This is a genomic window from Chryseobacterium sp. MMS23-Vi53, from assembly GCF_047651245.1.
GTDB lineage: Bacteria > Bacteroidota > Bacteroidia > Flavobacteriales > Weeksellaceae > Chryseobacterium.
In genome coordinates this window covers 3,186,806-3,199,758 of record NZ_CP180265.1, presented here as the reverse complement: position 1 = coordinate 3,199,758, position 12,953 = coordinate 3,186,806, and the positions used below count along the sequence as shown (strand labels likewise).

Here is a 12,953-nt window from a genome sequence, read left to right as displayed (position 1 = left end):
ATTTAAAAAGATTTTGGAACATGGCAAAATTTTTATGACTTTCATCATATTTTGAATAATTCTAAATAGTTGAGGTTAAAATTTAGATTGAGTTTAAGGAAGCTTTTATGTTGAATTTATCATTCAGAACGAAACCAATTGGAGCATGAAATCTAAGCAAGGTTTTCGTGGTAGCTATAGATTCCTGCGGAATGACAAACACTTCGGATAACTTTGGTTAAACAAAATGAGTTAACTATTTTTCTGATTTCCCAACAATCCAAAAAGAACTTTATCCCTTATTTCATCGGTAACTTCAGAACCTGATTCGATATTTCTCTTAAACCAAAAATAGGAATTGTTTAAAGTATGCAAAATAAATCTTGTAGTAAAAGCAGGCGATTTTAATTCCCATTTTTCTGCTTTGTAAATTTCAGAAATTAAATTTTCCACTTCCTGTTGATAATTTTTCCTTAATTCTACAAATTCGGCTAATCTTTCTTCCAAATGTTTCCATTCGTTGGAATAAATATGAGTAACATCACGGTTTTTAAGAACAACCGATAAATGTTTATCAATAAAAAGATTCAGTTTTTCCTTTGGTGGAATATGGGTGTTTTTTACTTCTTGAAGTTCATCGAAAAATTCCTGAGCGATGCCAAAACAAATCCATTCCAGAATTTCTTCCTTTGAACGGATGTGCGCATATAAGGAAGCTGCCTTAATATTGAGTTTCGTTGCCAAATCTCTCACAGAGCTGCCCATATACCCTTTCTCTTTGAAAAGTTCTACGGCAACGTCTAATATTTTTCTTTGTTTTTCTTTTAACTCCATTTGTAAAACGCAAAAGTAATTATTTTGATTTTAATATTTGATTTTCACGTAATGATTTTTAAACGTTAAACTTCTAATGCTTAAGAACATTCTTTATTGTTATTTTAATGAAGGAAGAATCTCAACTTTATTATTAGAAATTCTTCACCATTCAGAATGACAGTACCCTTAAGATAATTCTGTGTTTTTGAAATAATCTCAATCGGACTGTTCTTCCGATAAATTTATTCGAATTTACATGAATCGGAAATTTTGTCTTTCAAAAACTATCTAAAAATTAATAATTCGGAAAATATGTCCATTATTTTTAAAAATTCAATAATTGAACAGTTTTTGTGATATATCGATCAGAATTAAATGATAAATAAGATTGAGGACATCAGAAATTAGAAATCTGATTTTAAAAATTAACATTTATTAGACTCTTATGGTCTGAAATCTGATGTCTAAAATCTAAAACCAAAAGCTAAATAATAAAGAATCAAAAATATCAACAATATGAATTTAAACCAATATACAGTAAAATCACAGGAAGCCATCCAGGCTGCTCAACAAGTGGCGATGGAATTTGGTAACCAGCAAATAGAACCTCAACATCTCTTGGAAGGAATTTTTCAGGTAGATGAAAATATATCGCCTTTCTTATTAAAAAAATCTGAAGCAGATGCTGCTTTGGTAAGAGAGCGCAACCGTGAAAATTTACAAAAGCTTCCTAAAGTACAGGGAGGAAATATTTATCTTTCACAATCGGCAAATAAAGTTTTGCTTGATGCACCCAACATCGCTAAAAAAATGGGTGACGAATACGTAACGATCGAACATCTATGGCTTTCTCTTTTGGAAACAAATTCAGAAGTTTCGAAAATGCTGAAAGATATGGGCGTTACAAAAAGCCTTTTGGAAGGCGGAATTAAAGAATTAAGAAAAGGCTCGAAAGCAACTTCTGCAAGTTCAGAAGAAACTTATCAGTCTTTAAATAAATATGCTAAAAACTTCAACGAATTAGCTGCAGAAGGAAAACTCGATCCTGTAATCGGACGTGATGAAGAAATCCGAAGAGTTTTGCAAATTCTTTCAAGAAGAACAAAGAACAATCCGATTCTGATTGGTGAGCCTGGAGTTGGTAAAACTGCGATCGCTGAAGGAATTGCCCACAGAATTATCAGCGGAGACGTTCCTGAAAATTTGATGGATAAAACGCTGTATTCATTGGATATGGGAGCTTTAATTGCCGGAGCAAAATACAAAGGTGAGTTTGAAGAGCGTTTAAAATCTGTTGTGAATGAGGTAATCAAATCAGACGGACAAATCATTCTTTTCATTGACGAGATTCATACTTTGGTGGGAGCCGGAGGCGGTGAAGGCGCGATGGATGCAGCGAATATTTTGAAACCAGCTTTAGCAAGAGGTGAATTAAGAGCCATCGGTGCAACGACTTTAAATGAATATCAAAAATATTTTGAAAAAGATAAAGCGTTGGAAAGACGTTTCCAGAAAGTGATGGTGGAAGAACCGGATACGGAATCGGCAATTTCTATCCTTCGTGGAATTAAAGATAAATATGAAGCGCACCACAAAGTAAGAATCAAAGATGAGGCGATTATTGCGGCGGTGGAAATGTCTCAACGATATATTTCGGACAGATTTTTACCGGACAAAGCGATCGATTTGATTGATGAAGCTTCTGCGAAATTGAGAATGGAAATCAATTCAAAACCTGAAGAGCTGGATGTTTTAGATAGAAAACTAATGCAGATGGAGATTGAATTGGCTGCGATTTCAAGAGAGGGAAATCAGACGAAAATAGATCATTTAAAAGAAGACATTGCAAAAATTTCTGAGCAGAGAAATGAAATCAATGCTAAATGGTTGAAAGAAAAACAAAAATCCGAGGATTTAACTCAGATTAAAAAAGATATAGAGTCTCTGAAACTTGAGGCAGAAAGAGCTTCAAGAGCAGGAGATTATGCAAAAGTAGCGGAAATCCAATATGGAAAACTTCGTGAAAAAGAAGAAGAGCTTTCCAAACTGGAAATAGAGATGCAAAATCATCAGAATGAATTGATTAAAGAAGAAGTAACTTCTGAAAATATCTCTGAAGTGATTGCAAAATGGACAGGAATTCCTGTAACCAAACTCCTTCAATCTGAAAGAGAAAAATTATTAAGTCTTGAAACCGAACTTCATCACAGAGTTGTTGGTCAAGATGAAGCGATCACAGCTGTTGCAGATGCCATCCGAAGAAACAGAGCGGGGTTAAGTGACGATAAAAAACCAATCGGTTCGTTCCTGTTTTTAGGAACTACCGGAGTTGGAAAAACAGAGCTGGCAAAAGCATTAGCCGAGTTTTTATTCGATGATGAAAATAATATGACGAGAATAGATATGAGTGAATATCAGGAACGTCATAGTGTTTCGAGATTGGTGGGTGCGCCTCCGGGATATGTGGGTTATGATGAAGGTGGTCAGTTGACCGAAGCGGTAAGAAGAAGACCTTATTCTGTGGTGCTTTTGGATGAAATTGAAAAAGCGCATCCTGATGTTTTCAACACCTTGTTGCAGGTTTTGGACGACGGTCGTTTGACAGATAATAAAGGTAGAGTCGTGAATTTCAAAAACTCAATTATCATTATGACTTCGAATTTAGGTTCGCACCTGATTCAGGAGAATTTTGAAAATATTACTGATGAGAATCAGGATGAAATTGTTGATAAAACAAAAGATGAGGTTTTTGATTTATTGAAACAAACCTTGCGTCCGGAATTCTTAAACAGAATCGATGAGGTGGTATTGTTCCAGCCTTTGAGAAAAAAAGAAATTGGAAAAATTGTTACCTATCAGTTGAGAGGCTTCAATGATATGTTGGCAAAACGAAATATCATCATGACTGCCACTCAGGATGCTGTAGATTACCTGATGAATAAAGGGTACGATCCTGTTTTCGGAGCCAGACCATTGAAAAGAGTGATCCAGCAGGAAGTTCTGAATAAATTATCCAGAGAGATCCTTGCAGGAACTGTGAATGACGGTGACAGAATCACTTTGGATTATTTCGAGGAAACAGGTTTGGTTTTCAGACCTACTGAACAATAAGTAGTTTTTTTCATATATATTATTTTTGAAGAATTTCCGCAGACCAAAAAATCTGCGGAAATTCTATTTTATAACATATCAGTTGTAAAATAAGCGATTTCCATTGTTGCCGGCCCTACAATCAACAATATTCTATTTTACATTCACTAATTCTACATCAAAAATGATGGTAGCGCCTGCAGGTATTGCTGGTCCGGCACCATTATCTCCATAAGCCAGATCCGAAGGAATGTAAAATCTGTATTTAGATCCTTTGCTCATGAGTTGAATACCTTCCGTCCATCCTTTGATTACCGCGCCCAGATTAATATCCATTGGTGCGCCTCCATTTTTGTCGGTAGAGTCGAAAACAGTTCCATCCAGAAGCTTTCCGGTATATTTTACCTGTACAACGTCTGTAGCTTTAGGCTTTGTTTTACCATCACCTTCCTGCAACACTTCATACTGTAAACCCGAAGCTGTGCTTTTTACTTTAGGATTACTTTTATTTTTTGTAAGAAATTCCAGACCTTTTTTCTTATTTTCACCTGCTTGTAACCCTGCTGCAGCTTGCTTTTTTTCATGTTGCTTCTGCATAAATTCCTGCATAAAGGCATCCATTTCTTCAGCCGGCATCAACTTTTTTCCTCCATCCATTTCTTCTTTAATGGCCTGAGCTAAAAGATCTGCATCTACTTTGAAGCCTTCTTGTTTCATGTTTTGAGCAATACTTAAACCTATATAATAAGAAGCTTTTTGGTCATCCGTGTATTTGCTATCCCCTTTAGTCTCATCCTTTTTAGCACATGAAATACTAAATATTGCTATGCAAAATAATGCGATAGTCTGTCTTTTCATTTGATAATTTATTGTTTATAATTAGTGATTAAATAATCGTTGCAAATCTATCCAAAATCTTTATAATTTTAATTAAAATTTACAATCCGTAAAAACCCCATAAATAAACAGGAAAAATCCGTGTCGTATTAACATAATTTTTTTCGAAATTTGCATTACCAACTAACATTTTACTATAAAAACTAGCTTTATGGAAACAAAACCTAACTTAGAAGTTGAAACACTTGAGTTCGCCTCAGTGCCAAACACCATGACCTGCGAGTTTATTCAAACTCTGGTAGACAACTACAGAAAAAATCAATTAGCTTCTTTCAAAAATCATTCAGGAATTGATGATGCACATTCTATCCATTTTGATTTGGCTACGTTGAAAAAATTTATTTCTGATATTGAAGCTGAAACTCAAAAAAATGCACCTCATGTTACAGATCAGGATTTAGGAATCAGATTTTATTACGCTGCCTATCCAAAAGCAGATGAATGGGATATTATGAACGGAACACCGATCGGGACAGAATGCGCAGAAAGACATACATTGGTTTTGGTTCCTACAATGAAAGCTGATGATGGTGAAGGAAATATGCTGCCGTATGATTTCAACCCTCTCAGTACAAGTGGAGAAGGAGAAATGCTGGCAATGGCTTCTGCAAGAAATGCAGCGTTGCAGGGAGATATTATTTGCCAGAATCACGGTTCCCTAAATCCACCTAATGACCCTAAAGTTGAAACATTTTAATAAAAATTTGTCACAATAATATAAAACACGACGATGACTGAGCTAGAAACAATCTTACAAGAATCTTTAATATGGGTAGAAGGTCTTGCTGCCTTCATTTCAGTATTATATTATTCTAAAATAAAAAATCAATATTGGAAATATTTCTCATATTATTTAATATTAATGTTTCTTTGTGAAGTCATTGGAAAGTGGGGCGAGAATTTTTTTGAATATAATAAACCTAATTTTTTCAATTATTTTGTAATTCCAATTGAATTTATCTTTTTTTATTGGATTTATGCAGCGAAATCTTTTGCAAAGCCCAAATTGTTCTACATCATATCAGCGTTATATATATTATCCCTGATATTTGGTGAAATTTTTTCTACAAAGAAGATTATCATGTCATTCAGCTATACATTTGGTTGCCTAATCCTTATGGGATTAGTAATAATGGAATATTATAAACAGGTTAATTCATCTAACATTTTGAATTTCAACAAAAATCCGATGTTTTATATTAATTTAGGAGTTACGTTATTTTATATAGGAACGTTACCTTTTTGGACATTTTTTGCTTACATAAAAGTTTATAGAGAGATATACCATATTTATTTTTCTTACTTTTTGATCTCTGGAATTATCATGTATTTACTATTCTCAATTTCATTCATATGGGGAAGACAGAGCTCTTAGTTACATTAATTCTTTTCAACATATTCTTTGTATTGTTTGTCGCTGCTATTATGGTTTACATCCGAAAATACAAGCAGCGTAAAAAGGAATATTTAAATGAAATTGAAATAAAAAACGAAATTCATCAAAAGGAACTTCTCGCCACCCAATTGGAAATCCAGCAGGCCACCATGCAGCAGATCGGGCGCGAACTTCATGATAATATCGGGCAAAAATTGACCCTAGTAAGCCTTTACACCCAACAGCTTTTATATGAAAATAAAGTTCCTGAGGTAAGCGAAAGAATCGAGCAGGTATCACAAATCATCAATCAGTCGCTGCAGGATTTGAGGAGCCTCTCAAAAACTTTAACGGACGATAATATAAATCAAAAGGAAATCGTAACTTTAATACAGGAAGAAGTAGACAATACCAACAGCTTTAAAAAGTGTAAGGTGAACTTTGAACACAATTTTAAACAGCTCGATTTGGGATTTGTACACAAAAATGTTTTACTCAGAATTACTCAGGAATTTATTCAGAACAGCATAAAACATGCAAAATGTAAGAATATTTTCATTAAACTGAACACTTCTGAAGAATCTCTTTGGGAGCTGAATATTAAAGACGATGGTGTAGGTTTTGATCAGTCGAACATCAAATCAAACGGAATCGGTCTCACCAACATGAAAAACAGAGCCGAAATCATCGGGGCAAACTTTAGCCTTGAAAGTCAGGAAAATTTGGGAACTACGCTCAATATTATTTTAAAAAGACAGCCATGAAAAAAACGATAGTGATCGTAGATGATCACGTACTTATCGCAAAAGCACTTGAAGGAATTATTGATAATTTCAAAGAATTTGAAGTCATCTACGTTGCAGAAAACGGTAAAGATCTCATTCAGAAATTCGAAAATAACAGCAAAATTCCGGACATCATTCTTCTGGACATCAGTATGCCGATCATGGATGGTTTTGAAACTGTACTTTGGCTGAAGGAAAACCACCCGAACATCAAAGTAATGGCTCTCAGCATGCAGGGCGACGACAAAAGCGTCATCAAGATGATCAAGAATGGAGCAAAAGGCTATTTATTAAAAAATACGCATCCGAAAGAGCTTGAAAATGCTTTAACAAAACTTAACAACGACGGATTTTTCTACCCTGAATGGGCCTCAAAAATCATTTTTTCGAATATGAATAATGAAGAAGCCACCAACAGCATAAGAATTTCCGACCGCGAAAAAGAGTTTTTGAAATACACTGTAACCGAACTCAGCTACAAAGAAATCGCAGACAAGATGTGCTGCAGCCCAAGAACTGTGGAAAGCTACAGGGACCAGCTTTGTGATAAATTAGATTTAAAAACACGCGTTGGTCTTGCAGTTTTTGCTATTAAAAACGGTTTTGCTGAGTCTTAATTTAAAAACACATTCACTCATATTTACTTAAAATTAAACAGTCCTCTCAAATTTGAAAGGACTGTTTTCTATTTTTATTAAATTGATGTGAATTATAAATTTCTTGAATTATCTTTCGGTGTGTAATCCATAAAAATGCCACCATCAAGATTCACCGATTTTACTTTTTTCTTGATCGGAACAGTTATCAGTGTTTGTTTCTGATCTTTTTCCCAGACTGAAGGTGAAAAATGAAGCTTCTCAACCGTTCCGTCTTCGTAATTAATTTCCGTATCGAAAGGAATTGCAAAACCTCCGACGTTGTCTACATTTACACTCAAAAGATCGTTCATTTGAGTTGCGTTGGTTACTTTTAGATCAATATAATTGTTGGTGTAGAACCAATTATTAAAGAACCAGTTTAGGTTTTTCCCCGAACCGGTGTTCATCGAATAAAAATAATCCCACGGAATAGGATGTTTTCCGTTCCAGTTATCCATATAATGATGAAGCGCTTTTTTGAACAAATCATCACCTAAATAATCTTTCAAAGCCAAATAAGACAAAGAAGCTTTCACGTAAGAATTGTTGCCGTATCCTGCTCCACTTACTTGTGTACTCATCGTGATAATCGGCTGATCTTGCTCAGATGACGGATCATTGATCCATCTTTTTACCCTGAAATTTTTGTAAAATTCTTTGGCTTTTGCTTCACCGTTTTCATCAATTCCGATTAAATATTCCAAAGTCGTCGCCCAACCTTCATCCATGAAAGCATAACGCGTTTCGTTGATTCCCATGTAAAAAGGGAAATAGGTGTGTGCAATCTCATGATCTGCTGTTAATCTCGCATCCTGAAAGTCATCCGGAATACTTGTATCGTTGATCATCATTGGATATTCCATATCTGCAAACCCCTGAATCGCAGTCATTGCATTGTAAGGATATTCTACTCCCGGCCAGTTTTTCGAAAACCAATCCAGGTTGTACTGCATCCATTCAACATAATGTTCGAAATCTTTTGCATCAGGCTTATATCCGGCTTGCACACTTGCTCTTTTCGTTTTCAGCTGAACACTAGCTGCATCCCAGGCATAATGATTGCTCATGGCAAAACAGAAATCTGTTATATTATTGACCTTAAATTTCCAGATGTTCCATTTATTTGGTTTTGTAACTTTTCCGGACTTCATCTCATGCTCTGTCGCAACGTGAATTACTTTGTCACTTTTTAAAGAAGATCTGTATCTTTTTAAATATTCTGATTGAAGAACATTTTCAGGATTCAAGAAATCTCCCGTTGCCCAAACTACATAGTTTTTCGGAGCTGAAATCGCAAAGTTATAATCATTAAAATCATTATAAAACTCCTGTCTGTCGGAATGCGGAAGCATATCCCAACCATTGTAATCGTCGTAAACAGAAACTCTCGGGAAAGAATATGCTACGTAGAACGTTTCAGGATCAATCTGCCCTTCTCTTCCACTTTGTACAGATAATGGATATTCCCATTCTATTTTTATTTCTGCCTTCGCTTTAGATTTTAAAGCAGAATTTAATTTTACTTTTTCAACCGTTCCCCAACCTTCGCTGTCAACGTTATATTTTTCACCATTTACAATAAATGATTTAATATGTAAACCTGAAGAAAGAAAATCTTTGGAAACTACTCCCGATCTTGGAGCCTGAGGTTTGTGTAAATTATTGACGAATCTTATCGCCAGTTCGTTCAGATCATTTGGGCTGTTGTTGGTGTAAACAATCGTTTCTTTTCCGGAAACAATCTTCGAACTCGCATCTACCTTCACCTCAACATTATAAACCCCTTTGTTCTGCCAATAATTTTTTCCCGGAGCGCCCGACAAATCACGCGTTCCGTTTTCGTATGCTTTTTTAATATTTCTCGGCATATACAGTTCCTGTGCGGAAAATTGCCATGAAACTAAAAGCAATAAACCCAAAACCAATCTTTTCATTAAAATCTTTTTATAATAAGTATTTTATTTAACATAAAAGTAACAAAAAACGGCAATAAAATTATTACCGTCTTTATATTTTTTTGTTCCACAAAAATATGAAGAACGCAATCACAAACCTTGTGGATAACTTTTATTTTCTAAAAATCTTTGATCAAATTATTTTAAAAATGTTAAATCTACCAAAACAGGAAAATGATCCGACGGATACAACAGATTTTCTCTTCTGTCGTTGATGTGTCTGTGCGATTTAATCTTAAATCCTTTTACGAAAATATAATCAATTCTATCTTTTGGAACTTCATTGACGTTGAAACCTGTGAACGTTCCTTTTGGTCCATAATGTTTCGTTTCTGAATGATAGAAAGAATCCTGTAAGTTTTGTGACATAATTTTAATCGGTTCAGAATCTTCGGTTAAATTAAAATCACCACTTACCGTTACAGGTAGATTTTTAGGATTTATTTCTTTAATTTTCTTTAAAATTAATTCGGAAGATTTTACTCTCGCCACATTTCCGATGTGATCAAAGTGAAGATTCAGCGCCATAAATTCTTTCTTTGATTTTTTATCCTTGAAAACTGCGTATGTACAAATTCTGTTCAAAGCGGCGTCCCAACCTTTTGATGGCTTTTCAGGAGTTTCAGAAAGCCAAAATGTTCCAGAATTTAGAACCTGAAGTCTGTTTGTATCATAAAATATGGCTGAAAATTCGCCTTTTTCTTTTACATCATCTCTTCCTACACCAACATAATCGTAATTCTTTAAACCTGTTTTAATATCTTTCATCTGCTCCGGAAGCGCTTCGTGAACACCGAAATAATCGGGATGATAATACGTTAACAAATCTGCTACATCCTGTTTTCTGTTCGTCCATGAATTCTCTTTGTCAGAATCCACATTCAATCTGATGTTGAAACTCATTACTTTAAGATCTTGCGAAAAAGCAAACGCAAAAGCCAACAGAAATACGATTGAAAATCTGAAACTCATAATCATATATTTTAATTAACAAAGCAACAAAAGTAAGGTTTCTCGCTAATACAGCGTTCATAATTGAAAGTTTTAATATTAAATTAAATTTAAAAACAAAAAACTTCGGAGCATTTTCCGAAGTTTTGATTGTATTGTGAGATTCGAACCATCAAGATTTAAATTTATTCTTTATTAAATTTAAATTCTCTTCCTCCTTGATTGAAAGTAATGGTTTTTTTATCCTGACTGAAAGTCATTGAAATCTGCGCCTGTTCAAAGGTAAACGTATTATTCCCTGTATATTCCAAAGGAAATTCTGGCTGCCCGGTTGCCTGTCCGTACAATTGATTGTCTTTTGCAGAAAATGTAATTTTTATAGGAACATTTTTGCTTCCATAAGTTCCTGCGAAATCTTTAGCATTGATCTTTTCCACAGGTTTTGCGTCAGCAGAAGACCACGTATTGTTTTGAAGATTAGCATCCGGAATCTGAGAATTCGGATCCAGTTTTACCTGTTCGATTTCTTTCGTGGAATCTAATTTGAATGTCCATTCTGTGTTTCTTTTCCAAACTTCGATCGGTAACTTTACAACCTTTTCTGTTCCATCTTTAAATTTCACCTGAACTGTTGTAGGCATCGGCAATTGACCAATATTTTCAACTGTAATCTGCGCTCCGTTTTTGAAGTCTCCGTTTACATATCTTACATTTTTCACAGATTGATCGATTTTCCATTTGTTGATAAACCAGCCTCTCCAGAACCAGTTCAGCTCTTCACCCGAAACATTTTCCATGGTGTGGAAAAAATCCCACGGAGTCGGATGCTTAAAAGCCCAACGGTTGATATACGTTCTAAATGCTTTATCAAATTTTTCAGGACCAAGGATAGATTCTCTTAAAACCTGCAATCCCATTCCCGGTTTGAAATAAGCCAAAACTCCAATACTGCTTTCTTTCATATTATCGGGTCCAACCATGATCGGTTCGAAATTATCGCTCATCAAATAACCTCCCATTTGGGCAGGATATTTCTTTTCAAAATATTCTCCTTTGTTGAAAGCCTCCGTTGAAAGCTCGTTGATAAATGTATTGAAACCTTCATCCATCCAGGCAAATAATCTTTCATTGGAGCCCACAATCATCGGAAACCAGTTGTGTCCGAATTCATGATCGGTAACGCCCCAAAGTTCGCTTCCTTTGGAATCCATATGACAGAAAACGATTCCCGGATATTCCATTCCGCCTTCATTTCCGGCAACGTTGGTTGCTGCAGGATAGGTGTATTCATACCACTTTCCTGAATAATGTTCGATCGCTGCTTTTGTATATTCTGTAGATCTTCCCCATGCTTTCTCACCTGCACTTTCCGCTGGATAAGCCGAAATTGCCAAAGATTTTTTACCACTCGGAAGATTAATTCTTGCTGCATCTAAAATAAACGCCGGAGAAGAAGCCCATGCAAAATCTCTCGCCTGATTAATTTTAAATTTCCATGTTTTTGTTCCTGATTGTGAATTTTTCCCGATCTCAGATTCGGAGTGAATCATGACTGTTTTATCACTATTTTTTGCCTGTTCCCAACGGTTGTTTTCTTCTTTAGAATAAACTTCTTTAGCATTTAATAATTCACCGGAAGCCACAACATAATGATTCGCCGGAACGGTAATATTTGCGGTGATATCTCCATATTCTAAATAAAATTCGGAAGCACCAACGTAAGGCAATGTGTTCCATCCCATTACATCATCATAAACGCACATTCTCGGATACCATTGAGCCATCGTAAAGATTTTCCCATTTTTCGTATCCTGAATTCCCATTCTGTCGGAACCGTATTTTGGAGAAAGGAATGAATATTCAATTTTAATTTTTGCCACACCTCCCTGAGCTTTTAATTCTGAAGGAAGATCGATCTGCATTCTGGTGTCAGAGATTGTATACTTTACATCTTTACCATCATATTTTACTGATTTTATTTTGTAACCTCCTTCAAATTCTTCTCCGTGTGCTCCGTTTCTACTTCCGGACATTGGAACCACAGCATTTCCTCTTGAATCTTTTGCAAATAAATTCTGATCCAACTGCAACCATAAAAATCCTAATTTATCCGTACTGTTATTCGTATAGGTGATTTCTGCTGTTCCTGTCAGCTCATTTTTGGCTTCATTCAGACTTACATCTAAATTATAACTCGCAGAGTTTTGCCAGTAGGCATGTCCCGGCTGTCCGCTTGCAGATCTTGTCGGCGTACCTGTCTGTGTATAGAAAAATGGTTTAAAAGCCTCTACATAATCGTATTTTGGAGTTTCCTGAGCCAATGCAGATGGTGAAAAAAACACCACTGCCAAAGCAGAAACCAGAGTTGGAAGTTTGAAATTCATATTACTATTTTTTAATTTAACAAAGTAAACAAAAATAAGACTTCCCCTGAACAGAAAAGTCTTATGTATTAATTTTATATTTT

At 35.2% G+C, this 12,953-nt stretch carries 9 protein-coding genes; 4 read left to right on the top strand and 5 right to left on the bottom strand.

Going from position 1 to position 12,953, the window contains the following annotated elements:
• Positions 1-231: 231 nt before the first annotated feature.
• Entirely contained in the window at positions 232-813 is a 582-nt protein-coding gene (locus ACKX2A_RS14295) for a TetR/AcrR family transcriptional regulator (RefSeq protein ID WP_415325424.1), read from the bottom strand.
• A gap of 498 nt (positions 814-1,311) precedes the next feature.
• Here ACKX2A_RS14295 and clpB point away from each other — a divergent pair, with 498 nt between their 5' ends.
• On the top strand, positions 1,312-3,906 hold the full coding sequence (gene clpB, locus ACKX2A_RS14290; RefSeq protein ID WP_415325423.1) for an ATP-dependent chaperone ClpB: 2,595 nt from the start codon (positions 1,312-1,314) through the stop codon (positions 3,904-3,906).
• 132 nt (positions 3,907-4,038) lie between these two features.
• On the opposite strand, the gene ACKX2A_RS14285 is transcribed toward clpB, so the two are convergent.
• Positions 4,039-4,743: an FKBP-type peptidyl-prolyl cis-trans isomerase gene (locus ACKX2A_RS14285; protein ID WP_415325422.1), complete on the bottom strand. Its 705-nt coding sequence runs from the start codon at positions 4,741-4,743 to the stop codon at positions 4,039-4,041.
• A gap of 190 nt (positions 4,744-4,933) precedes the next feature.
• On the opposite strand from ACKX2A_RS14285, the gene ACKX2A_RS14280 reads away from it, so the two are divergent.
• From ACKX2A_RS14280 to ACKX2A_RS14270, 3 genes are all read left to right on the top strand, one after another.
• Positions 4,934-5,479: a hypothetical protein gene (locus tag ACKX2A_RS14280; protein WP_415325421.1), complete on the top strand. Its 546-nt coding sequence runs from the start codon at positions 4,934-4,936 to the stop codon at positions 5,477-5,479.
• 656 nt (positions 5,480-6,135) lie between these two features.
• On the top strand, positions 6,136-6,921 hold the full coding sequence (locus ACKX2A_RS14275; RefSeq protein ID WP_415325420.1) for a sensor histidine kinase: 786 nt from the start codon (positions 6,136-6,138) through the stop codon (positions 6,919-6,921).
• Entirely contained in the window at positions 6,918-7,559 is a 642-nt protein-coding gene (locus tag ACKX2A_RS14270; RefSeq protein WP_415325419.1) for a response regulator, read from the top strand. The genes ACKX2A_RS14275 and ACKX2A_RS14270 overlap by 4 nt, the downstream gene beginning before the upstream one ends.
• Positions 7,560-7,651: 92 nt before the next feature.
• Here the strand turns inward: ACKX2A_RS14270 and ACKX2A_RS14265 are convergent, their stop codons facing one another.
• The 3 genes from ACKX2A_RS14265 to ACKX2A_RS14255 all read right to left on the bottom strand — a co-directional run bounded on the left by ACKX2A_RS14265 (position 7,652) and on the right by ACKX2A_RS14255 (position 12,870).
• Positions 7,652-9,514 (bottom strand): M1 family metallopeptidase, encoded by a 1,863-nt coding sequence (locus ACKX2A_RS14265; protein ID WP_415325418.1) that lies wholly within the window; start codon positions 9,512-9,514, stop codon positions 7,652-7,654.
• A 159-nt stretch (positions 9,515-9,673) separates the two neighbouring features.
• Positions 9,674-10,507, bottom strand: coding sequence for an endonuclease/exonuclease/phosphatase family protein (locus ACKX2A_RS14260; protein ID WP_415325417.1), 834 nt, complete (start codon positions 10,505-10,507; stop codon positions 9,674-9,676).
• Between the two features lie 164 nt (positions 10,508-10,671).
• Positions 10,672-12,870: a M1 family metallopeptidase gene (locus ACKX2A_RS14255; protein WP_415325416.1), complete on the bottom strand. Its 2,199-nt coding sequence runs from the start codon at positions 12,868-12,870 to the stop codon at positions 10,672-10,674.
• Between the last annotated feature and the right edge of the window lie 83 nt (positions 12,871-12,953).